This is a genomic window from Sphingobium phenoxybenzoativorans (assembly GCF_018286635.1).
GTDB classification, from domain to species: Bacteria; Pseudomonadota; Alphaproteobacteria; order Sphingomonadales; family Sphingomonadaceae; genus Sphingobium; species Sphingobium phenoxybenzoativorans.
Genome location: NZ_CP073910.1, coordinates 54,090 through 69,393, shown reverse-complemented (window position 1 = coordinate 69,393; position 15,304 = coordinate 54,090). Strand labels below are relative to the sequence as shown.

Sequence of the window (15,304 nt, the reverse complement as noted above, 5' to 3'; positions counted from 1 at the left end):
TTAGCAATAAAGCATGTCCCCCGCCACCGAACTCGCCATCCGCGCCCGCCGCGCCGCATTCAACCGCGCGATAGCGGAGGGGGACGCCACCGTCATTGGCCCGCTCCTCGCGCGTGATTGCGTCATGGTCACGGGCACGGACAGCGCCGTCATTGCCGGGCGCAATGCGCAGGTGAAGGTGTGGGGCCGCGAGTTCGCCTCTCCGCATCGCCTTGTCTACGACCGCAAGCCGGACGTGATCACCGTCTCGCCGGTCGAACCCATCGCGCTGGAGCAGGGAGAATGGCAGGGCGTGGACAAAAACACCGGCGCATTCGCCGCTTCCGGCGTCTACACCGCGAAGTGGCGCGAAACCGGCGGTCAGTGGGTCATCGAAGCGGAGATATTCGTCACGCTGGGTTGAGGCGCATCCACGCAATATTCGGTATCGCCCAGCTTTCTTCCGCCGCTATTTCAATCCATTCCCGCCACCTGCGCTAACGGTCGCTCAATCTGGTCGATTCCGGATATATCTAGCGAGGCATATCTTGTTCGGTGATGGGAAATCGCTGACATTTGGCGTGCCATAGCCGGGGGGCAGCGGAAGAATGACATTTCGAAATGCTGTGCTGGGCGTTGCCCTGATCCCGCTCGCCTGCTCCGCAGCGCCGCAAGAGAATTTCTCTGCAGAGATGCTCCGCCGGATACAGACCGCCATGCCGGACGCCCGCCTGTCTCTAAAGCAGGATGAGCCTTTGGTCATTGTGCAAAGGAAAAGTGGGGAGCGAGAGGAAGGTGAAATCAACCTGCACCGCATCCACAATTATTGCGCGCATGCGGCGGCTTCCGACTGTGAAGCCGCCAAAGCGGAGTTCGTCACCAAAATCTCCCAGAAACTCCCGGAAATGACTCCCGCAAGCCTCCGCCTGGTGGTGCGCGACCAACAGTATCTCGAATATCTGAATAATAATGGAAAGGGCGGTCCAAGCGCATGGGGCGTCTTTGAGCCGATAGGCGAGGACCTCTACGCTGTTCTGGCGTCAGATTCCGACAACGCCATCCGTATTGTCGGGAACAAGGATCTTGGCGAACTGGGATTGACGCGCCAGCAGGCGTGGACGTTCGCGCGGAAACAAACGGAGGAACGGTTGCCGAAGATTCCTACCGCGCAACAACTCGCGGAAGCGCCCGTCGCGTTCGAGGCGGAGGAATATCTCGCAAGCCTGCTGATCGATCGGGATAGCTGGTCGCGGCTTTCCGAGGCCGTTGGTCCCGACCTCTTTGTAACTGCCGTGTCGGACCAGTTCGTTTTTGTGGCAATGCGCCCGGACGGGACCAGCTTCGACGAGTTCAAAAAGGTGGTTGCGAATGACTGCGCTGCACAACAGCGCTGCGTTTCACCCAATATTTACCGCTTTCGAGGTGGCAAATGGATGATCGCGCGATAGCTTATCCGCCGCCCACCGCCCCCTCGATCGCCCGCAGCAACGCGTCCCGGTCCATGCTCGACCGCCCCTCTATCCCCAGCTCCTTCGCCCGCGCCATCAGCATCGCCTTGGTCGGGCCTTCGCGCTTTATCCGCGCCACCTTCTCGCGCACATCTTTGGGCTGGGCGCTGTGCTGCCGGCCCTTCGCGCCGTCCTTGCGCTTCTTCGCGGTGGAGCGCGCATATTCATCCTCGGTCAGCAGCGCGCGTATTTCGCGGGGCAGGTAGCGTTCGCCGCTTTCCCCGCTTTGCGCGCCGGACCTGGTGCCCCAATCCTCCTGCGTCCACTGGTGCAGGTCGGTTTCGTCCCGCGCGAAGCCGCTTTCCTCATATCCGCCGCCGCGCCGCTTATATTCCGCGACCGCCAGTTGCGCCTTGCGGGCGGACCATTGGCCGGGCTTTCCGCCCCTGGCCCCGGCGGTGATTTCCGCCTTCACCGCGTCCCACAGGCCGGGGTTTGTCCGCTCCGCACTTTGCGCCACGCGCGCCTCCTTCGGGTTGCTGAAGCGCCAACGGCCATCGCCCGCCGCCGTTCCGCTCTGGACTCTCCAACAATAGAACATATCATGAACATATGCCCCGATTCGGAGAGACGCCATGAACCAGCACGGCATGATGCGCGGCAGCCATAGCCACCGCTTTTTCTTTGCCTTCAAGCCTGATCCAGTCACCGCGCGGCGGACGGATATATTTGCGGAGGGCATTGCCAGAGGCGTACGGCGCATCCGGCCGGAGCATCTGCACATGACGCTCGCCATCACCCATGATTATCCCGACTATCCCCATGCGCTGGTCGAGCGCTTGCTGGCGGCGGGCGACAGCATCCGCGCTGATCCACTGACGGTGACGTTTGACAGGCTGGTGGAGGGCTACAGGTCGGTATCGCTGCGGCCCAGCCATCGCGATCCCGCTCTCATGGTCCTGCAGCGCGATATCGTCGCCACCGCGGCCGCGCATGGCGCGCTGCTGCGGGAGGATTACAGCTTCGATCCGCATCAGACGCTTTGCTACCGCGACGGGCCGGTCCACCAGCGCCGTTGCCCGCCCATCGCATGGGCAGTGACGGAATTGGCGCTCGTCCACAGCATCTATGGCCGGACGCACCATGCCACGCTGCGTTCATGGGCGCTGATGGGCGCGCCGCAGGGCGCCTTCGCCTTTTGACCGGCGCGACCGCCTGTCAGCCCCTCTGCCGTCAGGCGACGCCCATCATCGGCCGGATCGCGGGCAGCAGCAGCGCCAGGCAGCAGAGCGCCGCCGCCCAGGGATGGCTGATCGCCGGGAGCGCCACGCCGCGCGGCGCGATGCCGCCTGCGATCCGCGCCATCGCGGCGGACAGGCTGTTCGCCGCGTGCCGCATGCCGGCGCGGACGATCATCGCCTCCTGCGGATTGAAGCGCATCAGGCCGAGCAGCAGCGTCAACGCCAGGTCGCGTCTCTGCCCGGACAGCAGCGTCCAACCCGCCGCCTCCTGTTGGATCGGGCGTCCGGCCGGGGGCGCATTATCTTCACAATTCCGCATTGCGTTCGCCCTCCCTGTTCCGGCGTTCGTTACGCAGGCGCTATGGATGGTTAACCGGCCTGCGCGCAGGCGCTTTTCCACCAACGACATGAGGAATTGTACGAACGTATATTTACGCCGTTATAGAGGCTGCGGCGACCCTCGCACACCCTCGCATTCCTCATCGCATTCGCGCGCCGCGGGGGCCTCAGAATGCGTCCACGATCAGCTTCAGGCCAAGCCCGATCATCAGCAGATAGACGATGGTGTAGAAGCGCGGCGCGTCCAGCCTGCGGATCAGCCAGACGCCTGCGGCGGTCGACACAATGGCCAGCGGCACCAGCATCGCCGATATGCCCAGATTCTCCGTCGTGAACTCCCCCAGCGCGATATAGGCGGGCACTTTCGCCCAGTTGATGATCGCGAACAGGACGGATGTGGTGCCGACAAACTCCTCATGCGGCAATTTCTTGGGGGCCACATAAATCTGGAACGGCGGTCCTCCGGCATGGGCGACCTGGCTGGTGAATCCGGCCGCGACGCCCGCCAGCACGCCCGCCCAGTCCGGTGCATGCGCGGCGGCGACGATCCGGCCGCCCCGCTCCACCCACAGCCGCCAGACTCCGAACATCATGGAAATCAGGCCCAGCATCGCCATCATGCCGGCCACTGGCAATATCTCCGCAAAGGCCCAGCCAAGCGCGATGCCGGCCAGTGCGCCGGGCAGCATGATCGCGACGATCCGCCGGTTCCATGTCTTGCGGAACGCCCATACGCTGACGACATCCTGCACGATCAGGATCGGCAACAGCACGGCGGCCGCCTGCACCGGCGGCATGACCATGGCCAGGACCGGCGTCGCCAGCGCCCCGATCCCGGAAAATCCGCCCTTCGCCAGCCCGATGATGATGACGGCCAGGCAGGCGGCGGCGAGGACGAGAGGGTCGGAGAGCATGGCGCTGCCCTAACGGTGTTGGGATAAGGAAGCCAGTGGCGTTGGAACCGGCTTTACGGCAGGAGGATAGCATGACGGATGGACGGACAGGGGTGGGAATTGGCGGCTGGACGTTCGAGCCGTGGCGCGGGACATTCTATCCCCAGGGCCTCAAGCAGAAGGACGAGCTGGCCTATGCCGCCAGCCGCCTGACCGCGATCGAGATCAACGGCACCTATTACAGCAGCTTCAAGCCGGAGAGCTTCCGCAAATGGGCCGACGCCGCGCCGGACGGCTTCGTCTTTACGGTCAAGGCGTCCCGCTTCTGCACCAACCGCCGCGTTCTGGCGGACGGCGGGGAGTCCGTGCAGCGCTTCGTCAATCAGGGGCTGTCGGAACTGGGGGACAAGCTCGGCCCGATCCTGTGGCAGTTCATGGCGACCAAGAAATTCGATGCGGACGATTTCGGCGCGTTCCTCGCCCTGCTGCCAAAGGCCGTGGACGGCGTTCCGCTCCGCCACGCGCTGGAGGTGCGGCATGAAAGCTTTCGCGACCCCGCCTTCATCGCGCTGGCGAAAGCCGCCAACGCCGCCATCGTCTATGCCGACCATGACGAATATCCCTTGATCGAGGCGGATGCGGCGGACTTCGCCTATGCGCGGCTGATGCGGTCTATGGAGGATGAACCGGCGGGCTATGCCCCGGCCGCCCTGGATGACTGGGCGGCAAAGGCGCAGGCGTGGCGGAAGCGCGGAGACGCTTTTGTCTTCTTCATTTCGGGGGCGAAGGCCAGAAATCCGGCAGCCGCAATCGCGTTGATCGAGCGCGTGGCGAAGTGACCGGGGGGCGTCGCCTCCACGGCATGCCGCTATCGATTATCCTAGGCGCGGTTGCTTATCTCGCCGCGTTGGCCTCCGCGAAATGGACCATCTGACTGGCATGGGCCTTCTCGAACGCGGGCCGTCCGGTGATCCGCGCCACATAGGATTCTGTCGCCTTTCGCTCTCCGAAAGACCGTATTTTCGTTACGCGGAGAACATCCGCCATCAGCAGGTCCGCAACGGTGAAGCGGTCTGCGGCCAGCCATTCCCGTTCCTTGAGAATGTTTTCAATGTGGTCGAGACGGCTTGCAAGCCAGTCAGTCAGATGGTTGTCCTTGGCGCCGGTCACCTCCAGGAACCACCAGGGCACGGAAACCATCTCGACTGAATTGAGCGCTGCGATTGTCCATTGCAGCGTGTCGGCTTCCCCCGCCGGATCGCGTGGCATGAGTTTCTCGCTTTTCCGGGCCAGATGCAGGAGCGCTGCGCCGCTTTCGAACAGTTTCAGTTTTCCGTCGTCCAGGAACGGCACCTGACCGAATGGCTGGCGCGCCAGATGGTTGGTCTCCCGGCCATCAAACGGGATCACCTTGACCGCGTAGCTGAAACCGGCCTCCTCGCACGCCCATCGCAGCCGGAGGTCGCGCACAAAACCGCGAGGACCTTCCGGCACCCAGTCATAGGTCCAAATGGTGAGGTCTCTCATACTGAAACCCTTTTCGCTGCTGTCCAGAGCACAGGTTTATGTGACCGGAATGCCGGATGACGCAACTCGGAAGGGAATATGTCGGTAGGTCGCAGGCCCGCACCCCCGACTCACATGGTTAATATTTTATTGCGTCAGCGATTGCGTTTGTTGCAAGTGCGAAGACGCCCTTTGCGATTGAGGGCTGGTCCACATGGGGCTAGTGGCGCGCTCCCGTAACAAAAGTTACACAAAAGGGAGCAATGCAATGCGTTACGCAGTCAATGGCGCCACCGTTCTTATGGCGCTCAGCGTTCAGGTTATCACCTTCTACGGTGTCCTGTACGCCTGAACGAACTACCCCGCCTTTTCCGCCATCGGAAAAAGCATAAAACGAAAAAAAGCCGCCCAAGGCATGGCCCGGGGCGGCATTTTTGTGCGCAGAGCCGGTTCTTGGAGCCAGTCTTTTAAGGCGCATGCGCGGACAGGGCGGTCAGCCCTCCGCCAGCCATCCCGCCAGCAGATAGGCGACCACGCCCACCGGACCCAGGGCGAACAGGGTCAGCAGTACGACGGCGATCCGTACGATCAGCACATCGACGCCGGTCTTGGCGGAAAGGCCGGAGCAAACGCCCATGATCCTGGCGTTGCGGCGGTCGAGGGTGAAGCTGGTCTGCATGGTCTGATCCTTCAAAATTGCCGCATCCGGCGAGATGCTGGACACTACGCAGGAGCCGTGCCAATTCGGGTTTTGCCCGGAAAATGGCGACTTTGGGCTGTGCGCGCGCGGGAATGGCGCTGTGGTTCGCTGCGGATTGGGAAATTCCCACATCTGTTGGGGATTTTTTCGGTGATCCGTGGCGGCGCTGAAGGTTCGCAAAAGAGTGGACGCCGCCTATGCTAAGGCATGGCCACCGTACCGACCCGCCTTTTCGTTTATGGAACGCTGAGAAAAGGCGGCTCCGCGCCCCTGGCGGAGAGGCTGGCGCAGGAGGCGCGGTGGCTGGGCCGGGCGGCGGCGCGGGGCGCGCTGTACCGGATCGACGGCTATCCGGGGTTTGTGCCCGATGCGAATGGCGGCCCCGTGACTGGCGACCTTTTCGAGATTGACCCGGACGGAGCGCTGCTGGCGGCGCTGGACGATTATGAGGAATGCGCCCCGCCCTGGCCCGAACCGCATGAATATCGGCGGATGGTGATAGAGGTGGAGACGGAACATGGCCGGTCGGCGGCCTGGACCTATGTCTATGCCTGGCCGGTCGAAGGGCGGGAGAGGATCGCCGGGGGCGATTTTCTTGGCTGATCCGATTGCCCCCGCGCCCTGTTGCGTTAGGGTGGGCAAAGGGGCGCCAGGAGAGACAGCATGACCGCAGACCAACTGCCTGAAGATCGATTGGCCGAAGACCAGAACTGGGTTCAAATGCTGGGCGTCGACCGCCGCAGCCTGTTGATCGGCGGCGCGTTCGCCGCCGGGTTCGCGGCCGCCTGCCAGCCCGTGGCCGCGACGACCGTGCAGACGCCGCCGGACGGGCTGTCGATCGAGAATGCCCATTTCACGGGCAGCGACGGGTTCGCCGTGCCCGCCTATGTGGCGCGGCCCGATCATGGCAAGCCCGCGCCGATCATCGTCGTGGTGCATGAGATATTCGGCGTCCATGAATGGATGAAGGATATGTGCCGCCGTTTCGCCAGGGCGGGCTATTATGCGATCGCGCCGGACCTGTTCGCGCGTCAGGGCGACGCGACCAAGGTCAGCGAGGTCAAAACGCTGATGGAGACGATTGTCTCAAAGGCCCCCGATGCGCAGGTGATGGCCGATATCGATGCGGCGTTCGCCTGGGCGGGGACGCATGGCGGCGATGGCGGCAAGCGCGGGATCACCGGCTTCTGCTGGGGCGGGCGGATCGTGTGGCTCTATGCCGCGCACAGCCAGGCGCTGGATGCGGGCGTCGCTTTCTATGGGCGGCTCACCGGCGATCCCAAGCCGCTTCAGCCCAAAAGCCCGGTCGAGCTGGCCGATACGCTCCACGCCCCCGTGCTCGGCCAATATGGCGGGCAGGACAAGGGCATTCCGGTCGGGGATGTCGATGCGATGCGGGAGAAGCTGAAGGCGGCGGGCAAGCCGGGCGCGATCACTGTCTATCCGGATGCCGGACACGGCTTCATGGCGGATTATCGCCCCAGTTACGATCCGGCGGCGGCCGCCGCGGCGTGGAAGGCGACGGCGGACTGGTTCGGCAAATATGTGAAGAAGGGCTGATAAAGGCCAAGCGCGGCCCGTCACTTCAGCATATTGAGGCCGACAAGGATCAGGACGACCGCGAGGATCGGGCGGAGATGATGCTCGCGGACGCGCGACGCCATCATGCTGCCGATGATGATGCCGGGAATGGAACCGATCAGCAGGGAGCCAAGCAGCGAGACGTCCACCGTGCCGAGTAGCAGATGCCCGATCCCGCTGACCAGCGTCAGCGGCACGGCATGGGCGATGTCGGTGCCGACGATGCGGTTGAGCGGGACGCGCGGGTAGAGGATCAGCAGCGCCGTCGCGCCGATCGCGCCCGCGCCGACCGACGTCAGCGACACGGCTCCGCCGACGATAACGCCCAGCACGACCGTCATGATCGCCGTCTGGCGCTCGCTGCGTTCCTTGAGATGCGCGCGGGACCATAGCACGATCCGGTTGCGGAACAGCAAGGCGATGCCGGTCAGCACCAGCATGACGCCCAATGCGATGGTGAAGGGATGGGCGACGGCCTGCGATGGCTTGCCGAGGTGGGACAGGAGCAGGAGCATGACCAGTGCGGTGGGCATGCTGCCCAGCGCGAGCAGGCGCAGGATCCGCCAGTCGACCGCGCCCTGCCAGCCATGCACGAAGCTGCCCACAGTCTTGGTCACGGAGGCGTAGAGCAGGTCGGTGCCCACCGCGACGGCCGGGTGGAAGCCGAACATCAGCACCAGCAGCGGCGTCATCAACGAGCCGCCGCCGACGCCCGTCAGGCCGACCAATATGCCGACCGCAAGCCCGGCCAGCGAATACATCGGATTGATCGCGATCATGATATGCGCGGCCCGCAGCCAGCCTGGACGGATCCCGTCAAATCAGGCGCCCCGCATGGGGAAGGACCATAATCGGGGCGGGCGAAAAGGGCATGGCGAATCCGGCGGGAACGGGTCTGGAAAACAGCTTATGCGTAATGCCGGGGCCGCTGCCTAGAAAGCAACATTTCCTATCTCGTTTCGGTACAGAAGTTGCGCAAAGCGCGGTGGACCGAGCCGGATGGCGGCATGCCCAGCGCAGGCGAATGCGATGAGGAATGCGAGGGTGTCAGGGGTTTTTACGCGGCAAAGGCGAATGGGCTAACTATTTGAAAAGGCTTCCTAAAATTCCACGAACCAGTTGCCCGGCTATGCCGCCCGATTTGCTTCTGCTGCCGCCGCCGAACACCGCCTTGCCAAGCTCGTTCGCGACCTGACGGCCGACCGACGATCCGGCGGCGCGGGTGGCGGACTGGATCGCCTTGTCAAAGGCGCTGGGCTTGGCGGTTTCGCGGGCGGCGGCGGCGTCCTGCCGCGCCTTCTCCTTCAGCGCGGCCTCCTGCTGCTTCGCCTCCAGCTTGGCCTGCACGGCGGCGGCCTTGTCGGCTTCCGCTTGCGCCTTGCTGGCCTCTGCGGCGGCAGCGGCGGCATTGCCGCGCGCGGCGAGGATTTCCTGCGCGGACTCGCGGTTCACCGCATCATCATATTTGCCCGCGACCGGCGAAATGGATTGGATGATCGCCCGCTCCTTGGCGTCGACCGGGCCGACGCGTGAGCGGGGCGGGGCGATCAGGGTGCGCTGGACGATGCTGGGCGATCCATCCTCCTGCAACAGCGAGACCAGCGCCTCGCCGACCTTCAGTTCCGTGATCGCCGTCGCGACATTGAGGTCCGGGTTGATGCGGAACGTGTCGGCGGCGGCCTGAATCGCTTTCTGGTCGCGCGGGGTGAAGGCGCGCAGCGCATGCTGGACGCGGTTGCCGAGCTGGCCGGCGACATCCTCGGGGATGTCGATGGGGTTCTGGGTGATGAAATAGACGCCGACGCCCTTCGACCGGATCAGGCGGACGACCTGCTCGATCTTGTCGAGCAGCGCCTTGGGCGCGTCGTCGAACAGAAGATGCGCCTCGTCGAAGAAGAATACGAGCACCGGCTTTTCCGGGTCGCCGACCTCCGGCAAAGTCTCGAACAGTTCGGAAACCAGCCAGAGCAGGAAGGTCGCGTAGAGCTTCGGGCTCTGCATCAGCTTGTCGGCGGCAAGGACGTTGATATAGCCGCGCCCCTTCTCATCCACCTTCATGAAATCATGGATGTCGAGCGCGGGTTCGCCGAAGAAATGGCCGCCGCCCTGGCTGTCGAGCTGCAGCAACTGGCGCTGGATGGCGCCGACACTGGCCTTGGTCACATTGCCATATTTCGCCGAGAGCATGTCGGCATTTTCAGAGCAATGGGCGAGCATCGACTGCAGGTCGCCCAGGTCGAGCAGCAACAGCCCTTCCTCATCGGCATAGCGGAAGGCGATGTTGAGCACGCCTTCCTGCGTTTCGTTGAGGCCCATCAGCCGGGCGAGGAGAAGCGGCCCCATTTCGCTGACGGTGGTGCGGATCGGGTGGCCCTGTTCGCCATACAGGTCCCAGAAGATCGCCGGATTGTCGGCATAGCTGTAATTTTCGACGCCGATTTCCTTGGCGCGGGCGACCAGCTTGTCGGCATTTTTTGCGGTCGGCGATCCGGCCATGGAGACGCCGGACAGGTCGCCCTTCACGTCAGCGAGGAAAACGGGGACGCCCTGCGCGGAGAAGCTTTCGGCGATGCCCTGCAGCGTCACGGTCTTGCCGGTTCCGGTCGCGCCCGCGATCAGGCCGTGGCGGTTGGCGCGGCGCAGGTTCAGATATTGCGGCTGGCCGCCATCCTTGGTCTGGCCAAGTCCGATGAAAATGCCCGTGTCGCTCATACTGGTCCCCACCGATATAATTTCGCCAAGGCCAAACCTGGCAATGACTCGAAAAAAACCGTTCGTCCTGAGCGAAGTCGAAGCCTTCCGCTGAGCGGAGGCGAAGCGCCTCGCTACGTTCGGCTGGGTCCTTCGACTTCGCTCAGGACGAACGGTGTTTTAGGCATCCCTCTCCCGCGAGGGGAGAGGGAAAATAGTTTACTTGTCGCGCAGGCGGACGGCGATGAAGCCGGCCTGGCCGCCACGGCGCTGCACCTGAAGCAGCACGGCGTTGCGGCCGGAGGATTTGACCTGCGCAATGGCGGCGTTGAACTCCGCCTCGGTCGTGACCGGGCGGTTGTTCGCCGACAGGATCACGTCGCCGCGCTGCAGGCCCTTCGCGCCCGCGTCGGTGGACTGATCGACGCTGCTGATCACCAGCCCGCGCGTGTCGGGCGCCGCGCCGATCTGGCGCGCGATGGAGGGCGTCAGCGGCTGGACCGCGATGCCCAGCGCCTGCTGCGCCGCGGCGGCGCTGCCCTGCGGGCTCTTGTCGGAGAAGTCATCGTCCGAATCGCCACTGCCGAAATTGGCGAGCTGTTCTTCGGGCGGGCGCTGGCCGACGACGGCGGTGACCGTGGTCCGCTGGCCGCCGCGGATCAGCTCGATCGGCACCTTCTGCCCGATCGGCAGGCCGCCGACGATGTAGGACAGGGTTTCGTCCGGCGTGACCTCGCGATTATTGACCTTCACGATCACGTCGCCCGCCTTGATCCCGGCATTGGCCGCGCCCTGCTTCGGCTCGACCGACTGGACGAATTCGCCGCGATTCTTCGCAAGGCCCAGCGAGTCGGCCATATCCTCCGACAGCGGGCTGATCTGCACGCCCAGATAGCCGCGCTTGACGCTCTCGCCCTTGCGCAGCGTGTCGATGACCGGGACCGCCTGTTCGGACGGAATGGCGAAGCCGATGCCGACATTGCCGCCCGACGGCGACAGGATCTGCGAGTTGATGCCGATCACATTGCCGCGCATGTCGAACATCGGACCGCCCGAGTTGCCCTGGTTGATCGAGGCGTCGGTCTGAATGAAGCGGTCGCTGCCGCCGCCGGTGTTGCGGTGGACGGCGGAGATGATGCCGGCGGTCACGGTGCCGCTGAGCGCATAGGGGTTGCCGATCGCGACCACCCAGTCGCCGACGCGCGACTTGGTGCTGTCGCCGAACTTGACGAAGGGCAGGGCCTTCTTCGCGTCGATCTTCAGCACGGCAAGGTCGCTGGCGGTGTCGCGCCCGATCAGCTTGGCCGAATATTCCTCGCGGTTGGTGAGGGTGACGGTGATCGAATCGACCGTCGCGCCCTCCGCGCCCGCCGAAACGACATGCGCGTTGGTGACGATGTAGCCGTCCGCCGAAATCAGGAAGCCCGAACCGAGCGACTGCGCCTGGCGGGTCTGGGGCTGAGCGCCCTGACCGCCGCCGAACAGATCGCCGAAGGGGGTGCCGGCGAAGGGGTTCTGCACCTGGACGCGCTGGCGCGTGGAGATGTTGACGACGGCCGGCTGCAGCTTCTCGACCATATCGGCGAGGCTGCCGGGCGCGCCCACGGGGGCGGCGGCCTGCATGCCTTCATTCTGCGCGGTCTGGGCGCCGAGCGGCTGGGTCGAGGTGACGGCGATGGCCGTGCCGCCCAGCAGCAAGGCCCCGGTAATGGCATATGCGTAACGCACTAATGAAAATCCTCTCTGTCAAAGGGGCGATGGAGGAAAAGGGAGCATTGAGTTGCTCCCGTCTCCCTTAACCCACATTGAATGGCGGCCGTTCCCATAATGTGAGGGAAAAGGCCGATTACCTACCCCCGCCTTCGCGTCACTTACCCCGGAACTCACGCAGGAAGTCGTTGTCCGGCGACAGGATCACCTGCGTCTGCCCGCCCGCCTGGGGCGAGAAGGTCCGGCGGTACGCCTGCATGGCGCGGTAGAAGTCGTAGAATTGCGGATCCTTGCCAAAGCTGTCGGCGTAGACCTTGGCGGCGCTGGCGTCGGCTTCGGCGCGGATGATCTGCGCCTGCTTTTCGCCCTGCGCGCGGATGGTGTTGGATTCCTGCTCGCGCGCGGTGCGCATCCGCTGGAACGCGGTGTCGAGCGGCGTGCCGTCCGGCAGGTCGGCGCGCTTGATCCGCACGTCGACGATCTCCGCGCCATATTGGCGGGCGACGCGGTTGAGGCCCTGCGCGATATTTTCCATCACCCGCCCGCGTTCCGGGCTGAGCAGCGCGGCGAAGGGCCGCTTGCCCAGTTCGTTGCGCAGCGCCGAGCCGAGAATGGGCTTGAGCGCATCGGACACGCGATCCTCGCTGCCCGCCGAGATATACATGCGCAGCGGATCGACGATGCGGTAACGGGCGAAGGCGTCGACCTGCAGCCGGAGCTGATCGGTCGAGAGCACCTGCTGCCGCTCCATCTCGACCGCGAGCACGCGCTTGTCGATCCAGACGATCTGCTCGGCGAAGGGCAGGCGGGCGATGATACCCGCGCCGGTGGCGCCGAACGCCTCGTTCGGGCGGTAGCGGTTGACGATGCGCACCGGCTCGCCAAAGCGGACGATCACCGCCTGGCGCGTCTCCGGTACGATCGACACGGTGCTGCCCAGCAGGATCAGCAGCGCGATGGCGATGAGGGCGAGGGCGATCGGGTTGCGAAGGATGAACGGCATTACTGGCCTCCCTCGCTGGCGGCGGCTGCGGCAGCGGGCGCGGCGGCGGCGCGGCGCTTCAGTTCAGGCAGCGGCAGATAGGGGGTGACATTGCCGGTCTCGACGATCGTCTTGTCCAGGCCCGGCAGGATCGCCTCCATCGTTTCATAATACATGCGGCGGCGCGTGACCTCCGGCGAGAGGCTATACTGGCTATATACCTTGTCGAAGGCGGCGGCTTCGCCCTGTGCGCGGGCGGTGAGCTGCTGCGCATAGGCGCGCGCTTCGTTGAGGTAGGTCTGCGCCGTCTGCTGCGCGGCGGACACTTCCTTGAAGCTGTCATTGACGGCAGAGGGCGGGTCCGCCTGCTTGATCGCGACGCCCTGGATGCGGACGCCGGACTTGTAGCTGTCCAGGATCTGCTGGGTGCGCTGCTCCACCTGCTGCTCGATGGCCGAGCGCCCCGCGCCGAGCGCATCGTCCAGCGAGACGGACGCGATTACCGAGCGCATCGCCGATTCGGCGACTTCGCGGATCGTCGTGTCGGGGTCTGCGAGCTGGAACTTGTAAAGCTCCGGGTTGCGGATGTTCCAGCGCACCGAATAGGCCAGGTCGATGATGTTCTGATCGCCGGTGAGCATCAGATTCTCGCGGTCGCTTTCGGCCGATCCGATGTCGACGGTGCGGATTTCCTCCACATCCACCGTCTCCACCGATTCCAGCGGGGCGGGGAGCGTCAGGCTGATGCCCGGCGAGAGGGTGCGGCTATATTTGCCGAGCAGCGTCACGATGCCGCGCTCCTGCGGGCCGACGCGGTGGATGGAGGTCAGCGCGATCCAGACAAGGACGATCAGGCCAAGCGCGATCGGCCACAGCGCCCGGCCGCCCGGACCCTGCGGAAAGCCGCCGCCGAAACCGCCGCCAAAGCTTTCCCGGCTGCGACGGATCAGCTCGTCTATCGCCGTGGGGCCACGGCCGCCGGAGGGACCGCCGCCGCCGGGCTTTTGCGTCCACGGGTTGCGCGGGCCATCGCTCCGGCCATCGCCTTTATCCCCGCCAGGCTCCTCGCCCCCGGAGTCGTTACCCTTGCCGCCCCACGGCCCCTGGCTCATTGCGGCGACGATTGCGGGCATCCACCCGAATAAACTGCTCATCTGGTCTCTATAGGTAGGCGCAGCGGGGAAAAACAGTCCTCTGCCGCGATTTCCCGTTGGATAGGTGGTGAAGGATGGTTTCGCAGGCGCGCGTTCCGCTCTATGGGGCCGCGCATGACCGATCTTTCCGCCATCGCCGATCGCCTCTCCTCCCTCACCATGGGCCGCACCAGCGGGCTGCGATTGCGCGAGGGCATGCTGACCCTGGTGCTGGACGTGACCGGCCTGTCCAATGACGTGCGCGAGGCGATGGAGCGCGAGGTGCGCCACGCGGTGCAGGATGCGCCGGGCGTGGACGATGTGCGGATCGCGATGACGCAGGAAAAAACCGCGCTGCGGATCATCGCCGTGGGTTCGGGCAAGGGCGGCGTCGGCAAGTCCACCCTGTCGGCGAATCTGGCGGTGGCATTGAAGCGGCTGGGGCATCGGGTCGGGCTGGTCGATGCGGACATTTATGGCCCGTCGCAGCCGCGCCTGATGGGCAGCGAGGGCGAGAAGCCGGAGGCGCAGGACAAGCAGATGTTCCCGATCCAGAGCCGCTGGGGCGTGCCGATGCTGTCGATGGGGCATCTGGTGAAGCCGGGGCAGGCGATCGCGTGGCGCGGGCCGATGGCGGGCAATGCATTGAGCCAGCTTGTCGATGCGCGCTGGGACGGGATCGACACGCTGATCGTCGACCTGCCGCCCGGCACCGGCGACGTGCAGCTTTCGATGATCCAGAAGCACAAGCCCGCGGGCGCGGTGATCGTCTCCACGCCACAGGACCTGGCGTTGATCGACGCGGCGCGCGCGGTCAGCCTGTTTGAGCAGGCGGGCGTGCCGCTGATCGGGCTGGTGGAGAATATGGCGGGCTATGCCTGCCCGTCATGCGGGGAAGTGTCCGACCCCTTCGGCTCCGGCGGGGCGGAGAAAGCGGCGGGCGAGATGGGCATGCCGTTCCTGGGACGGATACCGCTGGCGATGGGCATACGCACGGCATCGGACGCGGGGGAGCCGCCTGCGGCTGGGGATGGCGCGGAGGCGGAGGCTTTCCGGGCGATTGCGGAGCAGGTGGCGGCGTGGTTGGGGAAGGGGCGGTAG

17 protein-coding genes are annotated in these 15,304 nt (G+C 65.0%); 7 read left to right on the top strand and 10 right to left on the bottom strand.

Features of this window, described 5'->3' with window-relative positions:
* Nucleotides 1-13 precede the first annotated feature (13 nt).
* Both KFK14_RS00355 and KFK14_RS00350 read left to right on the top strand, forming a co-directional pair.
* Nucleotides 14-403, top strand: coding sequence for a nuclear transport factor 2 family protein (locus KFK14_RS00355; RefSeq protein WP_212609470.1), 390 nt, complete (start codon nt 14-16; stop codon nt 401-403).
* A gap of 184 nt (nt 404-587) precedes the next feature.
* Complete coding sequence (locus KFK14_RS00350; protein WP_212609469.1) at nt 588-1,427, top strand: hypothetical protein; 840 nt, start codon at nt 588-590, stop codon at nt 1,425-1,427.
* 1 nt (nt 1,428) lies between these two features.
* On the opposite strand, the gene KFK14_RS00345 is transcribed toward KFK14_RS00350, so the two are convergent.
* Nucleotides 1,429-1,947: a hypothetical protein gene (locus tag KFK14_RS00345; RefSeq protein ID WP_212609468.1), complete on the bottom strand. Its 519-nt coding sequence runs from the start codon at nt 1,945-1,947 to the stop codon at nt 1,429-1,431.
* Nucleotides 1,948-2,062: 115 nt separating this feature from the next.
* Here KFK14_RS00345 and KFK14_RS00340 point away from each other — a divergent pair, with 115 nt between their 5' ends.
* On the top strand, nt 2,063-2,629 hold the full coding sequence (locus KFK14_RS00340; protein WP_246524783.1) for a 2'-5' RNA ligase family protein: 567 nt from the start codon (nt 2,063-2,065) through the stop codon (nt 2,627-2,629).
* Nucleotides 2,630-2,660: 31 nt separating this feature from the next.
* On the opposite strand, the gene KFK14_RS00335 is transcribed toward KFK14_RS00340, so the two are convergent.
* Together KFK14_RS00335 and KFK14_RS00330 are read right to left on the bottom strand one after the other, a co-directional pair.
* Nucleotides 2,661-2,987, bottom strand: coding sequence for a hypothetical protein (locus KFK14_RS00335; protein WP_212609467.1), 327 nt, complete (start codon nt 2,985-2,987; stop codon nt 2,661-2,663).
* A gap of 187 nt (nt 2,988-3,174) precedes the next feature.
* Nucleotides 3,175-3,921, bottom strand: coding sequence for a sulfite exporter TauE/SafE family protein (locus tag KFK14_RS00330; RefSeq protein WP_070155673.1), 747 nt, complete (start codon nt 3,919-3,921; stop codon nt 3,175-3,177).
* 71 nt (nt 3,922-3,992) lie between these two features.
* Here KFK14_RS00330 and KFK14_RS00325 point away from each other — a divergent pair, with 71 nt between their 5' ends.
* The gene (locus tag KFK14_RS00325; protein ID WP_212609466.1) at nt 3,993-4,739 is read left to right on the top strand and encodes a DUF72 domain-containing protein; all 747 of its coding nucleotides are present in this window, start codon (nt 3,993-3,995) and stop codon (nt 4,737-4,739) included.
* Between the two features lie 55 nt (nt 4,740-4,794).
* Here the strand turns inward: KFK14_RS00325 and KFK14_RS00320 are convergent, their stop codons facing one another.
* Nucleotides 4,795-5,427, bottom strand: a complete 633-nt coding sequence (locus KFK14_RS00320; RefSeq protein ID WP_212609465.1) for a glutathione S-transferase family protein — start codon at nt 5,425-5,427, stop codon at nt 4,795-4,797.
* 472 nt (nt 5,428-5,899) lie between these two features.
* Nucleotides 5,900-6,130, bottom strand: coding sequence for a PspC domain-containing protein (locus KFK14_RS00315; protein WP_246524781.1), 231 nt, complete (start codon nt 6,128-6,130; stop codon nt 5,900-5,902).
* Between the two features lie 183 nt (nt 6,131-6,313).
* Between KFK14_RS00315 and KFK14_RS00310 the strand changes: the two genes are divergently transcribed.
* Both KFK14_RS00310 and KFK14_RS00305 read left to right on the top strand, forming a co-directional pair.
* Nucleotides 6,314-6,709: a gamma-glutamylcyclotransferase family protein gene (locus tag KFK14_RS00310; protein ID WP_212609464.1), complete on the top strand. Its 396-nt coding sequence runs from the start codon at nt 6,314-6,316 to the stop codon at nt 6,707-6,709.
* Nucleotides 6,710-6,769: 60 nt separating this feature from the next.
* Nucleotides 6,770-7,666, top strand: a complete 897-nt coding sequence (locus KFK14_RS00305; protein WP_212609463.1) for a dienelactone hydrolase family protein — start codon at nt 6,770-6,772, stop codon at nt 7,664-7,666.
* A 20-nt stretch (nt 7,667-7,686) separates the two neighbouring features.
* Here the strand turns inward: KFK14_RS00305 and KFK14_RS00300 are convergent, their stop codons facing one another.
* The 5 genes from KFK14_RS00300 to hflK form a co-directional block, all read right to left on the bottom strand.
* Nucleotides 7,687-8,463, bottom strand: coding sequence for a sulfite exporter TauE/SafE family protein (locus tag KFK14_RS00300; protein ID WP_212610949.1), 777 nt, complete (start codon nt 8,461-8,463; stop codon nt 7,687-7,689).
* 307 nt (nt 8,464-8,770) lie between these two features.
* On the bottom strand, nt 8,771-10,399 hold the full coding sequence (locus KFK14_RS00295) for a helicase HerA-like domain-containing protein (protein WP_212609462.1): 1,629 nt from the start codon (nt 10,397-10,399) through the stop codon (nt 8,771-8,773).
* 198 nt (nt 10,400-10,597) lie between these two features.
* The gene (locus tag KFK14_RS00290; protein WP_070155682.1) at nt 10,598-12,106 is read right to left on the bottom strand and encodes a Do family serine endopeptidase; all 1,509 of its coding nucleotides are present in this window, start codon (nt 12,104-12,106) and stop codon (nt 10,598-10,600) included.
* 139 nt (nt 12,107-12,245) lie between these two features.
* A complete protein-coding gene (gene hflC / locus KFK14_RS00285; protein WP_212609461.1) occupies nt 12,246-13,091 on the bottom strand; it encodes a protease modulator HflC in 846 nt (281 codons plus the stop codon).
* The gene (gene hflK, locus KFK14_RS00280) at nt 13,091-14,224 is read right to left on the bottom strand and encodes an FtsH protease activity modulator HflK (protein WP_246524779.1); all 1,134 of its coding nucleotides are present in this window, start codon (nt 14,222-14,224) and stop codon (nt 13,091-13,093) included. The genes hflC and hflK overlap by 1 nt, the downstream gene beginning before the upstream one ends.
* Before the next feature lie 114 nt (nt 14,225-14,338).
* Between hflK and KFK14_RS00275 the strand changes: the two genes are divergently transcribed.
* The gene (locus KFK14_RS00275; protein WP_212609460.1) at nt 14,339-15,304 is read left to right on the top strand and encodes an Mrp/NBP35 family ATP-binding protein; all 966 of its coding nucleotides are present in this window, start codon (nt 14,339-14,341) and stop codon (nt 15,302-15,304) included.

Coding starts and splice junctions, on each gene's coding strand:
- KFK14_RS00355 (WP_212609470.1), top strand. CDS start 14: ATGTCCCCCGCCACCGAACTCGCCATCCGCGCCCGCCGCGCCGCATTC.
- KFK14_RS00350 (WP_212609469.1), top strand. CDS start 588: ATGACATTTCGAAATGCTGTGCTGGGCGTTGCCCTGATCCCGCTCGCC.
- KFK14_RS00340 (WP_246524783.1), top strand. CDS start 2,063: ATGAACCAGCACGGCATGATGCGCGGCAGCCATAGCCACCGCTTTTTC.
- KFK14_RS00335 (WP_212609467.1), bottom strand. CDS start 2,987: ATGCGGAATTGTGAAGATAATGCGCCCCCGGCCGGACGCCCGATCCAA.
- KFK14_RS00330 (WP_070155673.1), bottom strand. CDS start 3,921: ATGCTCTCCGACCCTCTCGTCCTCGCCGCCGCCTGCCTGGCCGTCATC.
- KFK14_RS00325 (WP_212609466.1), top strand. CDS start 3,993: ATGACGGATGGACGGACAGGGGTGGGAATTGGCGGCTGGACGTTCGAG.
- KFK14_RS00320 (WP_212609465.1), bottom strand. CDS start 5,427: ATGAGAGACCTCACCATTTGGACCTATGACTGGGTGCCGGAAGGTCCT.
- KFK14_RS00310 (WP_212609464.1), top strand. CDS start 6,314: ATGGCCACCGTACCGACCCGCCTTTTCGTTTATGGAACGCTGAGAAAA.
- KFK14_RS00305 (WP_212609463.1), top strand. CDS start 6,770: ATGACCGCAGACCAACTGCCTGAAGATCGATTGGCCGAAGACCAGAAC.
- KFK14_RS00295 (WP_212609462.1), bottom strand. CDS start 10,399: ATGAGCGACACGGGCATTTTCATCGGACTTGGCCAGACCAAGGATGGC.
- hflC (WP_212609461.1), bottom strand. CDS start 13,091: ATGCCGTTCATCCTTCGCAACCCGATCGCCCTCGCCCTCATCGCCATC.
- hflK (WP_246524779.1), bottom strand. CDS start 14,224: ATGAGCAGTTTATTCGGGTGGATGCCCGCAATCGTCGCCGCAATGAGC.
- KFK14_RS00275 (WP_212609460.1), top strand. CDS start 14,339: ATGACCGATCTTTCCGCCATCGCCGATCGCCTCTCCTCCCTCACCATG.